Here is a 20797-nt window from a genome sequence, read left to right on the forward strand (position 1 = left end):
AAACTAGTAATGTCCTATAAAAATATTTATTTTCCATATATGCTTAAAAGTATTAGAACACCTCATAAATATGAGGTATAAATTATAATATAAAAATTCTACATTCAAGCTAATACAGGTGGTGGTCTCACAGAAAAGACCTCTGAAAAACAACAATCTAATGATTTGTTATTGTAATAATGAAAATCTGTTTTGTGTAGAAAATCTAATGCTATTTTAATAACATAAAATTCTGCAGTACAGCTGATTTTCAGAAGATTATAAGAATAGGAAGTGGTTGCCGAATCTTTAAAGAGATGTGATAGAGAAAGATAATCTTGTGATGAAGGATATTCTTTTAGATTATGAAAATCAAAAGATCTCTTACGTCTTTCAAAATCATCAATTTTCTTTTTAACTTCCTGAAAAGCCAGCTTATCTTTTTTTTCTTTTGCCGCTTTTACATTTTTTTTAAGATCGTATTTCTCTTTTAAAGTATTTTTCTCTGAATTAAATACTATAAATTCTTTATTATTTAAACTATACTCTTTGTAAATATATTTTGAGTGAACTTTTTTGTTGAAATTCTCATCAGATGAATATATCTGCACATCACCGTGAAGTGTAATTTCCTGACTACTCCCAAAACCTTCCTGCGCATTTACAAACAGATTAAAATTGAGAAAAATAGCAAAAAGAATGAACTTCAATCCCGGAAAAGAAATTGTTAGATTTTTATATAAGTTAGTATTTAATAAATGTATTTTCAAAAAGACGTGGTATTTTGCAAAAATAGCAATTATTCTGACAAATAATATGAATTTCAAATTAATATTATAAAAAAAATTGCTTTCAACAATAGAAAGCAATTTATAATTATATTATTCTTAATATATCATTGAATCGGCTCCAATATTTTTAATGATGATGAAGTTCCTGCCATAGTGGTACTCAATACTGCCGTATTTTGTGACTGACCAATCGTTAAAGTACTGCCTACAGGAACATTTCTTTGGGCACATGCAAATTTATAACTGTGAGTCCCTACACTTAAATTGGGTATAGAAGCATTTAAAGTAAGTATTCGATACGAACCTGATGCGCCACTTACAATTCCGGTTCGTGTAAATTTCAACTGATCATCAATATATATCCCGCAGCCAAACGATCCTGTTGCATCTGTACCGGTAACCTGTGCCACTGTCTGCACAAAAATATTGACAATATTTGTAGCTTTTGTTATTCTGAAAGTAGGTTCACTAACACCTGCAATTTCAACCCATGAAGCGGGAAGAGTCTGATTTTCAGTATAAGGTATACCATTTGCTCCCGTTCCGTCAAAAGAAGCTCCTACAGTAGTTGATTTTAATGATGATCCAGTAAGGACAAATCCATCCAGATAACCATTAGGCAAGTCAAATTTTTTCCAAGTAGGATTAGCTGCTCCATTAGCAGAAATCAAATCCCCTGCTGTCCCGGAGTTTCCAACAGCTGAGTTTGTACCTCCCAGGTTGATTTCATTATTTATATTCATCGTTCCGTTAACATCTAAAGTAGACCGTGGTACTGTTGTGCCGACTCCAACATTTCCGGTTTGTGCTAATAGAGCATTCAGATTCATTATCACGGATAAAAACAAAATATATTTTTTCATTGTAACTACTTATTAAGGATTATACACAGGAACTGTATTGCCTGCATTTGGTTTTTCATACGTTTCTATGACTAAAGAAGATTTAGTCATAAAATCATTCAAATTATTGGCAATATTTTTTCCTATTCCCAATTGACCGGTAAAAGCATTGATATTAGCTCTCTTCTTACATGCAACTCTTGCAGCATGATTTCCTGTAGGCAAATCTTTCACTACAGCAATCAAATCATAAGTGTAAAAAGGGGTTACAGCAGCTCCTGGCTGATTAAGGGTGTACACACGAATTCCTTTAAGTAAATCATCTACAAAAATACCACACGAGAAATCTGCAGCTGTAAACTGATTTGCAGATTCTAGATGGGCAATCGTTTCGAATGTTAATATAGATATATTTTGTGTATTATCTATTTGAAAACTACGCTGAAGCTCTGTAATCTCAGTTCCGGCAAAACTTGCGAAAGTTTGATTCAAAGTATGTAATTGAAATCCTGAGCCAGCAGTATTAGCTGCGAAAATAATTCCGTTGCGTGTTTCACTAGCCTCATTATTAAAGATTGTATATAAAAAAGGATCAAAATCTGGTCTTCTTATAACTTTCCAAACAGGAGGGTTATTGGCTCCCTGAGAAACCAGAACCGAACCCACATCACCCAACAATCCGTTTACGCTGTCAGAACCGCCCAGATAAATTCTGTTTCTTATGCTTAAATTACCCTGCACATCTAATCTTGCTCTTGGTGTTTCAGTATTGATGCCTACTTGAGAAAAAGCAAGACCATTTATGAAAATCATTGCAAGAACAACTATATATTTATTAAAAATCATCATTTGTCTAATATATTATTTTAACCTGTTCACTGACATCAAACTTCAATATTGATCTCAGCATAAAATTATTTACTGTCTGTGTACCATCTGTAGTAGTTCTACCAATTGCAAAGTGATACCCAGTTGCACTTGAGGTAATTCTTCTGCAAGCCACTTTTACCGTGTGAGGTCCCGCTGAAAGATTGTTTACAGTATAGCTTAATGTAAAAATTGACTGATTTTTTGCCCCTTTGTTGTTTATCGCATTAATTTGGTCTGCTCTGATCGCTCTGAGCTGATCATCTATAAAGATTCCACAGGCAAAACGCACAAACGCACCTGTAGTTGTCCCTACATTAGACATCTCCAAACCTGTCTGAAATAAAAAATTAGTTCGGTTCAATGTATTTTTAATCGTGAAGCTTGAAGCTAAGTCTGTTATTGGACTCCATACAGGACTAGAGGAAGTAATACTTTCTCCAAACGGACTGATTGCTATACCGTCACCTGTACTTGTATTACCAAAGTTAATTCCGATTTCATCAGTAGTTGCATTAGATTCAGTAATTCTATATTCGTCCTGTTCAAAAAAACCAAGTTTGGAAGTTTTCCATTCCGGAGTTACATTATCTCCTTGCGAAACTAGTATTTGATTATTTGTTCCCGGGTTACCGTTTGTCGTTTTTGTTCCCCCCACCCTAAGCTCATTTCTTAAGGTAATATCTCCATTCACATCAAGCGTAGACTGTGGCACCGTAGTATTTATTCCTACTTGAGCAAATGAAATAACACCGGCAAACAATGCCGATATCATTATGCATTTAAATTCCATAATATTAAATTAATTGATAAATAAAAATTGAATTGGTTATTCAGTTTTTGTTGGTTTAAGATTGCTTTAGCAATCAAGCACTTGCATAGGTGGAGGTCTTACAGAATAAAATGTGGAATAATGATAAGTAGAATATACACTTTTATAAAGTGCGTATTTCTGACTGTAAACAAATTCTAAGCTTACGTTTATTTTCTCTGTGAACTTAAGAAAATATTTTAGAAAATTATATGTAGACGTTTCGTGTACAAACGAAGTATTAATACTTTTACCGGTGTTCAGATGCTCATCAGAAGGCACGTTATTAAACTTATAACTAATAACTTTCCTTTTTTTAAGATAAATTTTAGTTTTAGCTAAAAGCTTTTCTTCTGTTTTTGCTTCTGTCGCTAATACTTTTCTATGATCTTTATCTGAAATTTCTTTGTTAGATTGTTCGCCTTTAACAATTAGTCGGGTTTTATCAGCAGAAATTGTAAGACTGACTTCGGATTTATTTACCGTTATGGTTTTATCAGTAATCTGTTGAGTAAAATCAGGATCTCCCGAATATATAAAAGCTCCCTCTGATACATATATCTGACTTTGCTGAGGTTCATCAACATTTTGGGCTAATACGTTGTTGAGGAAAGAAACAAACAACAATAAAAATAAAGACAAATATTTTACATTTTTGTCTTTACCATATTGATTTGACTTCTTGCCTAAAAAAGCTGCAGCGATGATATTGTATTTTTTTTGCAAAGATACAAAACAATATTTACAGTATTACAGCATAAACACTTTACAAAATTCATATTATCAATCATGATAATTTCATTTAATTCTACTGATAAAATAAAAAAAGCTGCTCCTATATGGAACAGCTTCAAATATTGTAAGAAAATGAATTACTTCAATTCTACTTCAGCACCAGCTTCTTCTAATTGCTTCTTAAGAGCTTCAGCTTCGTCTTTAGAGATACCAGTCTTGATTGGAGCAGGAGCACCATCTACGATATCTTTAGCTTCTTTAAGACCAGCACCAGTTAAATCTTTTACCAATTTAACGATAGCTAATTTAGAAGCACCTGCAGACTTAAGAATTACGTCGAATTCTGTTTTTTCTTCAGCAGCTTCACCTGCACCACCACCTGCAACAACTACTGCAGCAGCAGCTGGCTCAATTCCGTACTCATCCTTAAGGATAGCAGCTAATTCATTTACGTCTTTTACTGTTAAGTTTACTAGCGTTTCAGCTAAATTTTTTAAATCTGACATTGTTGTAATGTTTTTGTTGATTATTTATTTAATTTTTTGAGTGTAATTATTCAGCAGCTGGAGTTTCTCCTTCAGCAGCTGGAGTTTCCGGAGTTTCAGTAGCAGGAGCCTCTTCTGCCGCAGGTGCAGCTTCTTCAGCTTTAGCTTCTACTGTCTCAGGTTTGTTTTGAAGAGCAGAAACAACTCTTTGGATTGGAGACTGAAGTAATCCGATAATTTCTCCGATCATTTCTTCTCTAGACTTGATGTTTGCCAACATCTCCAGGTTGTTGTCACCAACATAGAAAGTTTCCTGTACGAAAGCAGACTTCAATGCAGGTTTCTCTTCTTTTTTTCTAAAGTCTTTGATTAATTTTGCCGGAGCATTAGCTGTTTCAGCAATCATTAATGCAGAGTTACCTTTAAAAGTCTGGAACATTTCAGAATAATCTACTCCTTCAATCTGTTCCATTGCTTTTTGCAAAAGTGTATTTTTCACCACTTTTACTTTAATATTTTGCTTGAAAGCCTGTCTTCTGAAGTCAGAAGATTTAGCAGCGTTCAAACCATCTAGATCTGCTACATAAACTACTTTAGCATCCTGAAGCAAATCTTTGATCTCTTGTATTGCTACAACTTTTTGGTCTTTTGTCATTGTCTTAAGGATTATAATTAGTTAACAGATTTAGTATCAATTGCAATACCCGGACTCATTGTAGAAGAAAGATAGATAGACTTCACATAAGTACCTTTAGCAGCAGTTGGCTTCATTTTGATCAAAGTAGAGATTAATTCCTGAGCATTCTCCTTGATTTTAGCAGCATCGAAAGATACTTTACCAATACCAGCGTGGATAATACCGTATTTATCTACTTTAAAGTCAATTTTACCCGCTTTTACTTCAGTTACTGCTTTACCAATTTCCATTGTTACAGTACCTGATTTTGGGTTAGGCATCAAACCTCTTGGTCCTAATACTCTACCCAATGGTCCTAATTTACCCATAACAGCCGGCATTGTAACGATAACGTCAACATCTGTCCAACCGTCTTTTATTTTTTGTAAATATTCATCAAGACCTACATAGTCTGCACCAGCTTCTTTAGCCTCAGCTTCTTTATCCGGAGTTACTAAAGCCAATACTTTAACATCTTTACCGGTACCGTGAGGAAGAGATACAACACCTCTTACCATTTGGTTTGCTTTTCTTGGATCTACACCCAATCTTACAGCGATATCTACAGAAGCATCAAACTTTGCAGTATTCACCTCTTTTACAAGAGCAGAACCTTCTTCAAGATTATAGATTCTTCCTTTTTCTACTTTGCTTAAAGCTTCCTTTTGCTTTTTAGTCAATTTTGCCATTTCTCTAAGTATTAAGCGTTAAAAGTTGGTTTAGTTCCTGTTACTCTTAATCCCATAGATCTAGCAGTACCTGCAACCATAGAAACTGCAGAATCCAAAGTAAAACAGTTAAGATCGGTCATCTTGTCCTCAGCGATCTTCTGAACCTGAGCCCAAGATACAGCACCTACTTTGTTTCTGTTTGGTTCTCCGGAACCACCTTTGATTTTAGCCGCATCCATCAACTGGATTGCTGCAGGAGGAGTTTTGATTACGAATTCAAAAGATTTGTCTTCGTACACTGTAATTACTACAGGTAAAACTTGTCCTGGCTTATCTTGAGTTCTTCCGTTAAATTGCTTACAAAACTCCATGATGTTCACACCTGCAGAACCCAAAGCCGGACCTACTGGCGGAGAAGGGTTAGCAGCGCCACCTTTCACCTGAAGTTTTACCATTTTAAAGACTTTTTTAGCCATTTTTTATTTTTTAAATTTGAATAATTAATGAGTTTGGAAGCATTTATTATTCAGTAGGTTACCTACTCACATACAGCAACCCTACTTTCGGATGGCAAAATTATGAAATATTTTCTAACTAGCAAAAGCAATTCGTTGATTTTTATAAAGAAACTAATTTAGGGCAAAATTTTTGGTCCTAAAATTTCCATCCATAATACATACCCCAAAACACCTCCTGCAAAACCTGATAAAATGAAAGTAAACCTCTGACTTATAGGAATAAATTTAAAAATGACGATTGAAATTATAATTTAACCTACAAAACCTGTAATTATATCAAGTGTAAAAACGGGCAATCCTAATTTTAGAGAAATACGACTTTCATCACCTTTCTGCATGATCAGCCCTTGAAAAAGATAAACAGCTATTATCATAAAAGAAATTGCTGTTTGTCTAAGCCAGAACATTGCCATGAAAACCATTGCCCAATGCTTCCTTTCTAATCTTGATCTTTTTAATATTTCATTTTTGAATTCATATAATAACAAAAAACCCAATGTTCCTGTTAACATGGTCTGAATTGGTCCGCCTAAAGAAATCAATATACTTTCCCATTTAAAGAGATGACGATAATTCTCATTTTTTATTGTTCTCATATAGGAATAATGTATCTCTCCATCCATTCCTAGAATTTCAACCACAACAAAGTGCCCAAACTCATGAGACAATGTACCTACCACAGTCATCAAAACAAATATCATCAATAGTTTCATGAGCAGTTTTTGATAAACCTTAAACTCAATCAAATCTTTCACTAAATTATTAATTCTTTCTTTCATTAGATTAGCTAAAAAAATGAGAAAAAATATCTTGAAGCTTAAAAAACTTCATAATAACGGTACTTATGAAAAATAGTAAAATAAAAATAACATCTCTCCTTACAAATTTATACTTTGCAAAAAAATATCCCGAATTAATAGCTCCACATACGTATAATATAATAAGAGTTTTATAATATTCTTCTACACTGAGATCTATCATATTTTTATATCCTTCAAAGCGATATGGAAAAAAGTCATTAAAAACATTATATAATAAAATAGTGAAAAAATAAAGGCAAAACAACCTGAGAATAAAGTCTAGCCTATCTTTTAAAAACAAATTGAGAAAGTGTAGAATTATTAAAAAAACAACTATAAAAATGGGATAAGTAGCCACGTAATAAATACCAATTGCCCCAATTAAAAATGGAGCAATTGACGAATATGTATTTTCTACTACTATATTGATAATAATTATGAGCAAAAATGTTTTAATAAAGTACTTCATTAATTTCAGCAATAGTTTTCTTATACAAGAAGCCAACATCTTTTATTACATTATAATATAGCATTAAGATTTGCATTACTGCTATTCTTTGTCGTAAAGATTCTATCAAAGAAAAAATCTGATCTCTCATTTCACTGTTCAAGATTTTTACCGCGATAATGAAAAACAGTTACTGCTTCAAGATTTTCCAAATTACTTCATCTCCTGTTTCATTACCGACATTATAAACATTAATCCCCGTAGATTATCAAAATGATCAGCATTTGTTAGGGGAAGCAGTAAGAATAACTTTTTCTTTCATAAAATATGTTTAATTATTAGGTAACAAACATACTACTAAAAGTTCTAAAAACAACAAACACAAGCATATAAAATATTGATTTTCAATACACTTAAAAATAAATAAATGATTCTTATGTTAAAATTTAAATAATATATTATTGTTAGAATTTTTTTAAAAATATATGATTATGAAATCTAAAACTTAAATAAATAAAAAGACTAAATTGAAAATATACTTATTTTTTTTCACAATCATTTGCATAACATAACTCACAAGAAGTTAATAAAATAAAAATACCGCTCATTCTGAACGGTATTTTCTATTCTAATAAGTATAATTTATACTTTCTCTACCTGCATATAGCTTAACTCCATCGGAGTTTTTCTTCCGAAGATTAAAACTGATACTTCAATTTTCTTTTTATCTTCAAGAATTTTTTCAACTGTTCCGTTGAAGCCGTTGAAAGGTCCGTCGATTACTTTTACATTTTCACCAACAATAAAAGGAATCTCTGCATCAGTAGCAAATTCTGAAAGCTCATCCATTCTGCCTAACATTCTATTGACCTCTGATTTTCTCATAGGAACAGGATCTCCTCCTTTGGTAAGGCTCAAAAATGAAATAACTCCCGGAATATTTTTAATAACGTGAGGAATCTCACCCATTAAATCAGCTTCTATCATCAGATAACCAGGATAGTATGGTCTTTCTTTTGGTACTTTTTTCCCATTTCTAAGCTGAATAACCTTTTCCATAGGAATCACTACCTGAGTAACATATTGCTCAAAACCCAAACGTTTGATTTCTGTCTCAATATAGTTTTTCACTTTATTTTCCTGTCCGCTGATCGCTTTCAGCACATACCATTTCAATTCGCTCATTATGGAAAATATCTTTTATTAGTTGAAGCTGTTGATTAGTATTCCTATAATGTTGCTGATTGCTTTAGAAAACAATTCATCAACTCCAAAAGTAAAAAGCGATAAAATTACAGTCGCTACAGTTACTACGATGGTAGAAGACTGTAAATCTGCCCATTTTGGCCATTCTACTTTATGTCTGAATTCGTTATAAGAACCTTTTAAAAAATCGACAAATGAACTCATAATTTATATTTGCACGGGCACAAGGATTCGAACCCTGATCAACGGTGTTGGAGACCGGTATCCTACCATTGGACGATGCCCGTAGATTAAAAAGTTCCGTAAGCTTCCTTACGGAACTTTATTATATTAAGATGATTAGTCTAAGATTTCAGTAACCTGACCTGAACCAACTGTTCTACCTCCTTCTCTGATCGCAAATCTAAGACCTACGTTAAGAGCGATTGGCTGTAACAATTCTACAGAGATTTCTAAGTTATCACCAGGCATTACCATTTCTACACCTTCTGGTAAAAAGATCTCACCTGTAACGTCAGTTGTTCTTACGTAGAACTGAGGACGGTACTTGTTGTGGAATGGAGTGTGACGTCCACCTTCTTCTTTAGAAAGAATATATACAGATGCTTTGAATTTTTTGTGTGGCTTAACAGAATCTTTCTTAGCGATTACCATACCTCTCTTGATGTCAGTTTTTTCAATACCTCTCAACAATAGACCTACGTTATCACCAGCTTCACCTCTGTCTAGGATTTTTCTGAACATTTCAACCCCTGTAATTGTAGAAGTTAATTTTTCATCACCCATACCAACGATATCTACAGGATCACCTGTATTGATAATACCAGCTTCGATTCTACCAGTTGCTACAGTACCTCTACCTGTAATAGAGAATACGTCCTCAATTGGCATTAAGAATGGCTTGTCAGTATCTCTTACCGGCTCTTCGATCCAAGTATCAACAGCATCCATCAAAGCTTCAACGCTCTTGAACCACTGATCTTCAGTGTTAACAGGGCTAGAAGTAGCAGCTGTAAGTGCACCTAATGCAGAACCTTGAATTACTGGAGAGTTATCACCGTCGAAATCATAAGTAGACAATAAGTCTCTCAATTCCATTTCAACTAGCTCTAATAATTCAGCATCGTCTACCATGTCAACTTTGTTCATGAAAACAACAATTCTAGGTACGTTTACCTGACGACAAAGCAAGATATGCTCTCTAGTCTGAGGCATTGGACCGTCAGTAGCAGCACACACAACGATAGCTCCATCCATCTGAGCAGCACCAGTTACCATGTTCTTTACATAATCCGCGTGACCTGGACAGTCAACGTGAGCATAGTGTCTTTTTTCAGTTTCGTACTCAATGTGAGCAGTATTAATAGTGATACCTCTTTCTTTTTCTTCAGGAGCAGAGTCAATAGCAGAGAAATCTTTTTTCTCAGCAAGACCTTTGCTCGCTAATACAGCAGAAATAGCTGCAGTAAGTGTAGTTTTACCATGGTCAACGTGACCAATAGTACCAATGTTCAAGTGTGGTTTGTTACGATTAAACGTTTCCTTTGCCATGATTTAAATTATTTATTTATTGTTTTATTCAAATTTTCGGTGTGCAAATATAATGAATTTTTATATACCAAAATCTTTTTATCAAAAAAAGTTTAAATATTCAAACCCAGTAAAGTCACAAACCTCATCATTCCGTAAACAGAAGTGCAAATTTAAACAAAAATTTGATAAAAAAAAATTGCACTCTGAAAATCCAAGTCAATTTTTCTTTCGTAAATGACCATACAACCTTAAAATTAAATTATTATGAGAAAACTTTTTTACTCTTCAATCGTTGCATTTGCCTTAGTCTCGGTAATATCTTGTGATGATGATAATGTGATGATGGAAGAACCTATCATGAATATGATGAAACCAGATGTAATGGTGTATGGATTGACCGGCAATAATCAGCTGGTTTCATTCAATGCCAATAACTCTGCTTCTTTTAGTTCTACAAAAGCTATTTCGGGAATTCCTTCAGGAGAAAAATTATTAAGTATTGATTTCAGACCTGCAACCGGCGAACTTTATGCGGTATCAGATGCCAGTAAGTTTTATATTATCAATACTTCTACAGGTGCTTCAAGAGTTGTAAGCAATACTGCATTCAGCCCTATGATTTCGGGAGCTGTAGCTTCCATTGACTTCAATCCTACTGTTGACAGAATAAGATTGGTTACCAATACCGGACAAAATCTCAGACTCAATCCTGAAACCGGTGCTGTAGCTGCTACAGATACAAGTATTGCCACAACTTCTTCTATAATGGGAGTGGCTTATACAAACAGCGTATCCGGAGCTGCCTCCACTATTCTTTATGATTTGGATGTAAATTCAGGAAAACTGTTTAAACAAGATCCTCCAAACAATGGCGTATTGGTAGAAGTGGGAAGTTTGGGCATCACTTTTACAGGGCAGGCAGCTTTTGATATTAATCCTGACAATAAAATTGCATTAATGGCAGCGACAACCGGGATGCAGAATAATCTGTATACTGTGGATCTTAATTCCGGAAAAGCAACAGCTATCGGCTCACTTTCGCAGAAAGTTATTGATCTGGCAATTCCGACTAATCCTGTCGCTTATGCAGTAGATAACTCGAACGCTTTACAAATTTTCAATCCAAATAATCCACAGCCTGTGTCTAAAGCAATTACCGGATTGCAGACCGGAGAAAATATTGTTGGAATTGATTTCAGACCTACCAACGGACAGCTTTATGCAATGGGAAGCACAAGCAGAATATATACAATCAATCTGGGAACAGGTGCTGCTACACAAGTAGGCGTACAGCTTCCGACACTTCTATTGGGTACACAGTTTGGCTTTGATTTTAATCCTACGGTTGACAGGATAAGAGTAGTAAGCAATACCGGACAAAATTTAAGACTCAATCCGAATGACGGAACTATTTCTGCAGTTGACGGAATGATTAATCCGGGAACTCCTTCTCTAGGAGCAGCGGCTTACACCAATAATTTTGCAGGTGCAACTTCTACTATGCTTTTTGTGATTGATACCAATACAGACAAAGTATATCTGCAGGATCCGCCAAATAACGGAACATTGGTAGAAAGAGGTGCTTTGGGAATCAATATTGACGGAGCTGACGGCTTCGACATCGGTAGTATGAGCCAGAAAGCATATTTGGTGGCTACCGTTGGAACCAGCACAAATATTTATACTATCAACACAACCACAGGTGCAGCAACATCGCTGTCATCATATCCTAATGCTGTAAGAGGATTTGCAGTAGGATTAGGTTTTTAATTTCAGCAGACACAAATTTATCATAGCAGAGGCGCAGTTAGATTTTTACTGCGCCTCATTTTTTTTTAACTAAATAAACTTTTATATTTTTTCTTACAAGAAATAATTTATTACAACATTAATATCATTAAAATAGAATCTATATTAACTCAGTTCTTTTACTTCTGTTAAAAATCCAGAAAATGATCGGAAAAATGAGTAGTGTGAGGACTGTAGCCGTAATTAATCCCCCAATAATCACAATCGCCAAAGGTTTTTGAGATTCTGAGCCAATTCCTGTAGATAGTGCCGCAGGCAGCAAACCGATGGAAGCCATCAAAGCAGTCATAATGACAGGTCTGGTTCGGGATTTTACTCCATTCAATATAGAATCATCCAGTGAAAGACCATTTTTGAAGTTCTGGTGAAATTCCGTGATGAGAATAACACCGTTCTGAATACAGATTCCCAGTAAAGCGATCATTCCCACCCCTGCAGAAATCCCGAAATTCATATTGGTGACATGCAAAGCAATGATGCCGCCAATTAATGCAAAAGGTACATTTGCCAAAACTAAAAGAGAATCTTTCATATTTCCGAAAAGAATAAAAAGAAGAAAGAAGATTCCCAGAATACTGATCGGAACAACCTGCGTCAATCTTTTAGTTGCTCTCTGTTGATTTTCAAACTGACCGGTCCATCCTATCTTATATCCTTCCGGCAAATTGATTTTTGAAACTTCTTTTTGTGCATCAGCAATCGTTCCGCCCAAATCACGGTCACGGATAGAAAACTTCACCCCGATATACCGTTTGATATCATCACGATAAATAAATGCAGCTCCATTATTTTTCACAATATTTGCAACTTCTTTCAAAGGTATCATCGTTCCATCCTGTGTAGGAATCATCAGCGAAGCAATATCATTTTCATCTTTCCGATATTCCTGGGAATAGCGCAGACGAATAGGGAATTTTCTTTCGCCATCATACATTTCAGAAGCTGTTTTCCCTCCAAAAGCCATTTCCAGAACAGTCTGCGCATCTTCTGGCATTACTCCGTAAGCCGCCATTTTGTTTCTGTCCCAAACTACATTTACTTCCGGCTGACCAACATTTTTAATAATTCCCGCATCCCGTACCCCGTCTACATCTTTTATTGATTTTAAAACCTTTTCAGCTAAATCATCTAAAGTCTGAAGATTATCACCATAAATTTTAATCCCGTTTTCTGCTTTAAAACCTGCCACTGCTTCTGCTACGTTATCTGAAATCGGCTGTGAATAATTGAAAGTAATCCCTTGATAATTCCTCAGTTTTTTATCAATTTCTTCAATCAGCTGATCGTAACTGATTTTACGTTTCCATTCATCTTTCGGTTTCAAATTCACTGCAAACTGCACAAATCCAAAGCCGTTCGGATCGGTTCCGTCATTACTTCGTCCGGTTTGTGCCAAAACATCGGTCACCTCAGGAACGCTCATAATGTCTTTCTTCAGAATATCCGCTGTTTTCAGAGATTCTTTTAATGAAGAACTCATCGGCATTTCTGCTGTAATCCAAAGTGACCCTTCATTAAGCTGCGGTAAAAATTCTGTTCCTAAAAATTTTGCTGAAAAAAGACTTATTGCCATACAAGAAATAGCTACCAGCAAACTAATTTTTTTATTCCTGAAGGTAAACTTAAATCCATTCAGAACAATTCTGTCCCAGAAATTAACAAATGGATTGTTCTTTTCTCTTACATTTTTATTCAAAAGCAAATGAGTAAGAACAGGAACTAGAGTGAGCGTAAAAATAAGGGCTCCCATTAATGCAAAACCAAGTGTGAAAGCTAATGGAGAAAACATTTTTCCTTCTACTTTCTGAAAAGAGAAAATCGGGATCAGAGAGGTAATGATAATCAGCTTAGAGAAGAAAATTGCTTTTCCCAAGCCAGTTCCAGTTTGCTTGATCCAGCCTGCTTTGGCTAATTTATTGAATCGTTCGTGACCATATTTTTTGGCTTTATGATCCAGCATTACAAAAATACCTTCTACCATGACGACGGCTCCGTCTATGATAATCCCAAAATCTACTGCTCCAAGCGATAATAGATTGGCACTCATCCCGGCCATTTTCAGGCATAAAAACGCAAAAAGCAGAGACAGCGGAATGATGATGGAAACAATCAGTGTAGTACGCCAGTCTGCCATAAAAATCAAGACAATGACTGTTACAAGAATAATTCCTTCCAGAAGATTGTGCATTACGGTTTCTGTAGTAAAATCCATCAGATTGTCACGATCATAGAAAGTAACCATTTTGACATCTTTGGGAAGAATTTTTTCGTTGAGTTCCTGAATTTTAGCTTTTACATCCACCAAAACTTCACGCGGGTTTTCACCTTTTCTCATCACCACAATCCCTTCTACAGTATCATCATGTTTATTGAGACCAGCCTGTCCTACTCTTGGCAAAGAACTTTCGTGGACTTCTGCCACATTTTTAACCAAAATAGGATTTCCGTTGTCATTATGAATAGTTATATTGGCAATATCATCAACAGACTGCACCAAACCAATACCTCTCACCACATAAGCCTGACCGTTTTTTTCAATAATATCTCCTCCTACATTCAGGTTGCTTTTGGTAACCGCTTCGTATACTTCAAGGGGTGTCAAACCATATTTATCCAACGCTCTCGGATCTGTACTCAATTCAAAAACTTTTTCCTGACCACCAAAAACATTGATATCGGCAACTCCCGGAACTCCACGAAGTGCTCTGTCTATCACCCAGTTTTGTAAGGTTAAAAGCTCCCGGGAATCTTTAGTTTTGCTTTCTAAAGTATATCTGAAAATCTCACCGGTAGGTCCGTAAGGAGGCTGCACTTCAGGGTCAATTCCTTCGGGAAGACTTACATTTCTGAGTTGATTATTAACCATATTCCGGGCAAACATATCATCAACCCCATCATCAAAAAGTATTTTAACAATCGAAAGCCCAAACATCGTATTGCTTCTTACGCTTGTTTTTTTCTGAACCGGACTCATTGCAAGTTCTATAGGTGTTGTTACAAAACGTTCTACTTCTTCCGCACTTCTTCCCTCCCATTGTGTAATAATCACAATCTGCGTATTGGTAACATCAGGAAAAGCCTCAATCGGCATATTTTTGAAGCTTATAAATCCCGCAATCGCCAAAATCCCTACCCAAACGAAAGTAAAAGCTTTATTTTTGAGTGAGAACGCGATGATATTTTTGATAAATTTATTCATTTGAACAGATGTTTAGATATTAGGTTTAGCTTTATTTCTAATTCCTAATGTTTAATTGTATCTAAAGAATTTAAAAACCATTAAGAACAATGAAGTTTAAAACTGAATTAAGAAACATCGAATTAATGCTTGTGGTTTATAAAATAGGTTAATTCTCAATTGTTTACTGCTTTCAGTATCTTAATGGCTAAAGAATTAATTTTTTAATGAACGATAAATCAGCAACTGATTATTGGTAATTACGTTTTCACCTTCTTGAAGACCTTCAGAAATGTATGTGACATCTCCCACTTGCTTCAGCACCTGAATCTCCTTGATCTTCACATCAGTTCTTGATTTGAAAACAACAACATAACTTCTGTCATCATCAAAAATGACTGCCTTTGAGGGAACAGAAAGAGCTGTTTTATTTTCAGACTTTAAAACTTTAATGGTTGCTTTGCTATCCGGAATCAACAATCCGTTGGCATTATCCAAAACCACTCTTGCCTGCATTGCGTTGGTTTCAGGATTAATGATTTTAAATATTTTGTCAATTTTACCGGTGAAAATTTTGTCGGGATAAGAAAGAGTGGAAACCTGAGCCAGCATTCCCAGACTTATTTTATCAATGTCAGATTCATTCACATTCATAATTGCCCAGACATTGGTGGTATTGGCTACGTCAAAAATATTTTCGCTGCGGTCACTTCTCAGCTGCATATCTTTATTAATATCTTTATGTACAATATAACCACTGATAGGCGACAAAACACTGTAAATGTTTCCATTTCTTACATTGTAAACCGTGCTTACAGCACTTGCTCGCTGTAATTGATCTTCTGCTTTCTGCAGCTGACTTCTAGCCTCAAGAACCTCCCTCTCTGTGGTGAGTTTTCCCTCATACATTTCTTTTGCGACTCTGAGATTGTTTTTAGCTACAATTAAATCAGTTTTAGCATCGCTTATCTCTTTCTGAATTTCAGCCAATTCTGTACTTCTTATCGTTGCGAGAACCTGCCCTTTTTTCACATAATCTCCAAGCTCAACATTCACGCTCATCACATTTCCGCCTACCAAAGGAAAAACATCAATGTAAGAATTGGCATCTGCAGCAATTTTACCATAGAAGCTGTAATAATCTTCAATCACCCGGGTTTCTGCTTTTACAGTCGAAATAGATTCCAGCATGGTGTTGCTCAGTTCAAAACCTTTTGGTTCTGGAGTTTTTGCAATTTCTGGCTTAGAGCATGACCATAAAAGCAATGCTGAAAATATAGTTGTAATTATCTTTTTCATTATAGAATTTTTTAAACTAAAGGAGCGCAATGATTTTTAAATAACTTGTTTTAATATTGCAGATGTTTTTTGTCCTGACTAACATTATTTAATAGAAGATTTTAGTCTGTACCAATTGTTTGAGTCTTTCAGCAGACCGGATCAGCTCATTCTTCATATCATAAATCTGAAGCGCAGTTTGTCGGTAACTTTCCATAAAATCTGTAAATTCAATCAGACTGATATTTCCATTTCTGAAATTTTTAAGCATTCCGTTATACACCAGATCAAGATTGTCTAGATCAGTTGATTTTATTTCAGCTAGCTGCTCATATTGGTTTTTCCACGCCAGAAATGCAGATTGCACCTTAGTTTCAAGATCCAGTTTCTGAAATTCTGCATTTTTCTGATTTTGTTTTATGGCAAAATTGGCTCTTTCAACATTTCCTCTGTTGCTTTTCCAAAGAGGTAAAGGAATTCCTACTTTCAGATTGATTTCATTATTAAAAGTTCCGGAAGCCTGATCGTATTCTGCTCCCACAGTGAGATCGGGAACATTCATTGATTTTTGCCACAAAGCATAAAGTTTGGCATTTTCAATAAGCTTCAGACCAAATAAATAATCCGCATTATTTTCCAATGCCTTTCTTTTGAGCTCATCTTCGTCTCCGAATGGTTGCGAAGCAAGTATTTCTTTTACTTCATTATCTGAAATTTGCGGATCTATTCCTTCTGTAATTCCGGTAAGGACTTTTAGGTTCTGATCAAATTCAAGAATATTTTTATTGATTTCAACTTTATCATTATTAAGCTGAATCACAATACTCTGCAGACGAACCTCATCTTTCAGCGAAACATTTCCTTTTGCTGACTGGATTTTATAAGCTTTCAGAAGATCATTCATATAACCCAGCTGCTTATTGATGCTTTCAAGCTTAAGTTTTTCGTAATAAAGGTTATAATAATTGGTATGAAGCTGGGTTCTAAGCTCTATTAAAAGTTGTGCAAACTGAAGTTGCGCAAGTTCTTTGTTAGATTTTGCGAAAGCAACTTCATTTTTCTTTTTTCCACCCATATAAATCAGCTGGGTAACTTCTAAACCTTTAGCTCTTCCTGCATCCAGAAATCTTCGTCCTTCGGGATTGTAACCATTAATGTAGCCATTTACCTGAGGTAGTTCCCAGATTTTCGCCTGCAGAATATCTGCATCAGCCATATTGATGCTGTATTGCTCGGCAAGAAGCTGTAGATTGTTTTGCTGAAAAGCATTTTCGCAATCTAAAAGTGACATTTGCTGCTGCGCCGAAATAATTGAAGAAATTATCACAAACAGCCCTGCAATTTTGTTCATTCTCTCTATTTTGAAGCAAAAATGAGGCTGTCTGATTAAAACGAACTTAAAGGCTGCTTAAAAAAAAATTAAATTATATTATTAAGCACAGAATGATGAAAAATGGTATTTGATTATCTTAAAATCTATGTAGTAGTGAAAATTACTTTAAAAACATTAAGATCTTCTGAGTGGGCTGCGTAAACAATATCGGCACTATGATATTCCAGAACTCGTTTTACGATTCTGAGTCCCAATCCGGAACCTGCAATATTCTGAGAATTATTACCACGCATAAATGCATCAAAAAGTTTTGGCTGCTCTTCTTCTGATATTGTTTTCCCATGAGAACTTACCTGTACGATAAGCTGGTTATCTGTTTCGGTAATCAATATTTTTGCTTCTGCATCATCGGAATAGACTGCGGCATTCTTAAGTAAATTAATAAATACAATCATAAGCAGCGAGGCTACTCCTTTAATGGTTAAAAAAGCATTTTCCTGTGTATCTTCAGAAATAAGGAAATCCATTCTGAGATTTGGATAATTTTTTTTTACAGTATCAAAAGACTCAAAAATAATTTCATCAATTCTTACTTCTTCATAAATGCTCTGAATATTTTCTTTATCAAATTTTGTAAGCAGCATCAGGGAATTAGTAAGATCAGAAAGCTGGTAAACGTCTTTCAGCATTTGTTGTAATGAAGAAACGGTTTCAGGCGAATGGCTGCCAAACTTAATAAGATTTTCTAGCTGAAAAGCCATTCTTGTAATTGGAGTACGTATCTCATGCGAAGCACTTGCGGTAAAGTCTTTTTGCGATTGAAATACATCATTCAACCGTGCAATCATGGTATTGAATGATCTTGCCAGAATACTGACTTCATCATTGGACTCCTCTGCCGAAATCTGTGTAGTTAGTTTATGTGCGGTGACTTCAGAAATTTCCTTATTCAGATCTTCCAGCGGTTTGAGAAATTTGCCCATGAAATAATAGCTGAAAAAACCTATTAAAAGTGTGCAGGTAATAAATGCTGTTATAAGCAGATATTCAAGATAAGCCAGTTTAGATTTTCCGTTGGTATCATAAGCATAAGTAAGAATGTAATAATTTTCTCCATTGATATTTTTCAAAGCGGCATAAATCTCAGGAGATGTATTTTCCTGGTAAATATCAGTTTTGCTGTCGAGTTTTGTCAGCAATTTATGATCCCAGGTTACTTTTTCATCTTTTATCGTACTGTAGATGAGTTCCTTTTTGGCATTAAATATTAAAATCGTTTCATTGAGAAGGAAATTATCCGAGTTTTCATTAAAAAATATAGGCGCTTCTTCTTCAAAATTTTTAGATTTTGAAATGAAGTTGGTAGTAAAACCCAGTCTTCTGATAAATCTCTCTTTAAATTCTTCTCTTCTAAAATCGTTGAATGATATATATATGATAATTAAAACCACCCCGAAAAGCAGCGAAAAAGAAATACTTAAAGTAAGCGCAATCTTCCTTTTTAATGACATCTACAAAGGATTTAGATAATACCCGAATCCGGATCTTGTGTGAATGAGCTTTACTTTATATTCTTTATCAATTTTTTTTCGTAAAAAGTTGATATACACTTCTACTGTATTGGTATTGGTATTAAAATTATGTTCCCAGACATTCTCTGTGATCTGCTGCTTAGATACTGTTCTACCCTGAGCTTCTGCAAGATAAACCAAAAGCTGGAATTCTTTCAGTGTTAATGCAATCTCATTTCCGGCTCGAAACACTTTCTGTTCTGTTTTATTGATAATTAAATCATCTACTCTGATAATATCCAGATCTATATTTTCGGAAGGAACTTTTCTACGCAATAAAGAATTGATTCTAAGGAGTAATTCCTCAAACTGGAAAGGTTTTACCAAATAATCATCTGCCAATCTGGTGAAGGCGTCTTTTTTATCTGAGATGTCGCCATAAGCCGAAATGATAATTATAGGTGTGTTTTTATCAAACGAACGAATGGTCTGACAGACATCCAGCCCATTTATTTTTGGAACATTAATGTCCAAAAGAAATAAATCGTAAATGTTGTTTTTAATCTGACGAAGAAAAGTATCGCCGTCATAAATACGGTCGCAATTAAAATTATTAGACTCCAGAAATTTTCCAAGTTCAGCAGAAAGAATCAAGTCGTCTTCCAGTAAAAGAATATTCATCAGGGAATTATTTATTACGAATTTAATGAAATTTTCAAAATTCTCTATCGGAATTATTTTAAGGAAACTTTTACGTTTAATCTCCAAAATTTCTAAAGACTTATTACTAAAGTCTTTTAATGCTAATATTATGATTCATTAAAATAAAATTAAACTTTGATAAGCTGAGGTTTAGAGTAATATTTAATCTAATATTAGAATAATATTTTTGAACAATCTTAGCAAATACATGATATTCTATAATTTGAACATATTTACATGGTTTTTTTAAGGAATTACCTATCTAAGAATATAAAACTTCAGATGAAAATGTCTGAAAAATCTTTGAACAAATATATGATTTTATGGCAATTTTGTGCGATTTTAAACAAAATTTCGGCTCATTTAAGTGATAAAGAATGTATATAAAATAAAAAAACACGCTGAAAATCAACGTGTTAATTACGAGCCAACTACGGGACTTGAACCCGTGACCTCTTCCTTACCAAGGAAGCACTCTACCGCTGAGCTAAGTCGGCGTTAAACAAAAAATCACACCATAAAGAGCGTGATTTCTGTTGAGCGGAAGACGGGGGTCGAACCCGCGACATTCAGCTTGGAAGGCTGACGCTCTACCAACTGAGCTACTTCCGCAATTTTGTTTCC

Annotated in this window: 19 protein-coding genes and 3 tRNA genes; 1 reads left to right on the forward strand and 21 read right to left on the reverse strand. The window is 34.8% G+C overall.

Features of this window, described 5'->3' with window-relative positions; genetic code table 11:
* Positions 1-104: 104 nt before the first annotated feature.
* The 14 genes from FNE73_RS08575 to tuf all read right to left on the reverse strand — a co-directional run bounded on the left by FNE73_RS08575 (position 105) and on the right by tuf (position 10380).
* Positions 105-749 (reverse strand): hypothetical protein, encoded by a 645-nt coding sequence (locus tag FNE73_RS08575; protein ID WP_143884214.1) that lies wholly within the window; start codon positions 747-749, stop codon positions 105-107.
* Between the two features lie 125 nt (positions 750-874).
* A complete protein-coding gene (locus tag FNE73_RS08580) occupies positions 875-1633 on the reverse strand; it encodes a hypothetical protein (RefSeq protein WP_143884215.1) in 759 nt (252 codons plus the stop codon).
* A 12-nt stretch (positions 1634-1645) separates the two neighbouring features.
* Positions 1646-2425, reverse strand: a complete 780-nt coding sequence (locus tag FNE73_RS08585) for a hypothetical protein (RefSeq protein WP_228429967.1) — start codon at positions 2423-2425, stop codon at positions 1646-1648.
* A gap of 40 nt (positions 2426-2465) precedes the next feature.
* Positions 2466-3272: a hypothetical protein gene (locus FNE73_RS08590; protein WP_143884217.1), complete on the reverse strand. Its 807-nt coding sequence runs from the start codon at positions 3270-3272 to the stop codon at positions 2466-2468.
* A 66-nt stretch (positions 3273-3338) separates the two neighbouring features.
* Positions 3339-4016, reverse strand: a complete 678-nt coding sequence (locus tag FNE73_RS08595) for a hypothetical protein (RefSeq protein ID WP_143884218.1) — start codon at positions 4014-4016, stop codon at positions 3339-3341.
* A gap of 146 nt (positions 4017-4162) precedes the next feature.
* Positions 4163-4531, reverse strand: a complete 369-nt coding sequence (gene rplL, locus FNE73_RS08600; protein WP_143884219.1) for a 50S ribosomal protein L7/L12 — start codon at positions 4529-4531, stop codon at positions 4163-4165.
* A gap of 46 nt (positions 4532-4577) precedes the next feature.
* Positions 4578-5165, reverse strand: coding sequence for a 50S ribosomal protein L10 (gene rplJ / locus FNE73_RS08605; protein WP_143884220.1), 588 nt, complete (start codon positions 5163-5165; stop codon positions 4578-4580).
* A gap of 17 nt (positions 5166-5182) precedes the next feature.
* On the reverse strand, positions 5183-5875 hold the full coding sequence (gene rplA, locus FNE73_RS08610; protein WP_027380917.1) for a 50S ribosomal protein L1: 693 nt from the start codon (positions 5873-5875) through the stop codon (positions 5183-5185).
* Between the two features lie 11 nt (positions 5876-5886).
* Positions 5887-6333, reverse strand: coding sequence for a 50S ribosomal protein L11 (rplK, locus tag FNE73_RS08615; RefSeq protein ID WP_072955489.1), 447 nt, complete (start codon positions 6331-6333; stop codon positions 5887-5889).
* A gap of 293 nt (positions 6334-6626) precedes the next feature.
* On the reverse strand, positions 6627-7154 hold the full coding sequence (locus tag FNE73_RS08620; RefSeq protein WP_143884221.1) for a hypothetical protein: 528 nt from the start codon (positions 7152-7154) through the stop codon (positions 6627-6629).
* A gap of 1111 nt (positions 7155-8265) precedes the next feature.
* Positions 8266-8808 carry a transcription termination/antitermination protein NusG gene (nusG, locus tag FNE73_RS08625; RefSeq protein WP_089745511.1) on the reverse strand — a complete coding sequence of 181 codons (543 nt, stop codon included), beginning with the start codon at positions 8806-8808 and terminating at the stop codon, positions 8266-8268.
* Between the two features lie 18 nt (positions 8809-8826).
* Complete coding sequence (secE, locus tag FNE73_RS08630) at positions 8827-9033, reverse strand: preprotein translocase subunit SecE (RefSeq protein WP_089745513.1); 207 nt, start codon at positions 9031-9033, stop codon at positions 8827-8829.
* A gap of 12 nt (positions 9034-9045) precedes the next feature.
* Positions 9046-9116 (reverse strand) — tRNA-Trp (locus FNE73_RS08635).
* Between the two features lie 52 nt (positions 9117-9168).
* The gene (tuf, locus tag FNE73_RS08640) at positions 9169-10380 is read right to left on the reverse strand and encodes an elongation factor Tu (protein ID WP_089745515.1); all 1212 of its coding nucleotides are present in this window, start codon (positions 10378-10380) and stop codon (positions 9169-9171) included.
* Between the two features lie 246 nt (positions 10381-10626).
* Here tuf and FNE73_RS08645 point away from each other — a divergent pair, with 246 nt between their 5' ends.
* Positions 10627-12132, forward strand: a complete 1506-nt coding sequence (locus FNE73_RS08645; RefSeq protein ID WP_143884222.1) for a DUF4394 domain-containing protein — start codon at positions 10627-10629, stop codon at positions 12130-12132.
* Positions 12133-12271: 139 nt separating this feature from the next.
* Here FNE73_RS08645 and FNE73_RS08650 read toward each other — a convergent pair whose 3' ends face one another.
* The 7 genes from FNE73_RS08650 to FNE73_RS08680 all read right to left on the reverse strand — a co-directional run bounded on the left by FNE73_RS08650 (position 12272) and on the right by FNE73_RS08680 (position 20785).
* Positions 12272-15370 carry an efflux RND transporter permease subunit gene (locus FNE73_RS08650; RefSeq protein ID WP_143884223.1) on the reverse strand — a complete coding sequence of 1033 codons (3099 nt, stop codon included), beginning with the start codon at positions 15368-15370 and terminating at the stop codon, positions 12272-12274.
* Positions 15371-15565: 195 nt separating this feature from the next.
* The gene (locus tag FNE73_RS08655) at positions 15566-16648 is read right to left on the reverse strand and encodes an efflux RND transporter periplasmic adaptor subunit (protein ID WP_143884224.1); all 1083 of its coding nucleotides are present in this window, start codon (positions 16646-16648) and stop codon (positions 15566-15568) included.
* An 88-nt stretch (positions 16649-16736) separates the two neighbouring features.
* Positions 16737-17978, reverse strand: a complete 1242-nt coding sequence (locus FNE73_RS08660) for a TolC family protein (RefSeq protein WP_143884225.1) — start codon at positions 17976-17978, stop codon at positions 16737-16739.
* A 125-nt stretch (positions 17979-18103) separates the two neighbouring features.
* Complete coding sequence (locus tag FNE73_RS08665) at positions 18104-19471, reverse strand: sensor histidine kinase (RefSeq protein ID WP_143884226.1); 1368 nt, start codon at positions 19469-19471, stop codon at positions 18104-18106.
* On the reverse strand, positions 19472-20152 hold the full coding sequence (locus tag FNE73_RS08670) for a response regulator transcription factor (RefSeq protein WP_143884227.1): 681 nt from the start codon (positions 20150-20152) through the stop codon (positions 19472-19474).
* 446 nt (positions 20153-20598) lie between these two features.
* A tRNA-Thr gene (locus FNE73_RS08675) sits at positions 20599-20670 on the reverse strand.
* A gap of 42 nt (positions 20671-20712) precedes the next feature.
* Positions 20713-20785 (reverse strand) — tRNA-Gly (locus FNE73_RS08680).
* Between the last annotated feature and the right edge of the window lie 12 nt (positions 20786-20797).

It is taken from the genome of Chryseobacterium binzhouense, assembly GCF_007474545.1.
GTDB classification, from domain to species: Bacteria; Bacteroidota; Bacteroidia; order Flavobacteriales; family Weeksellaceae; genus Chryseobacterium; species Chryseobacterium binzhouense.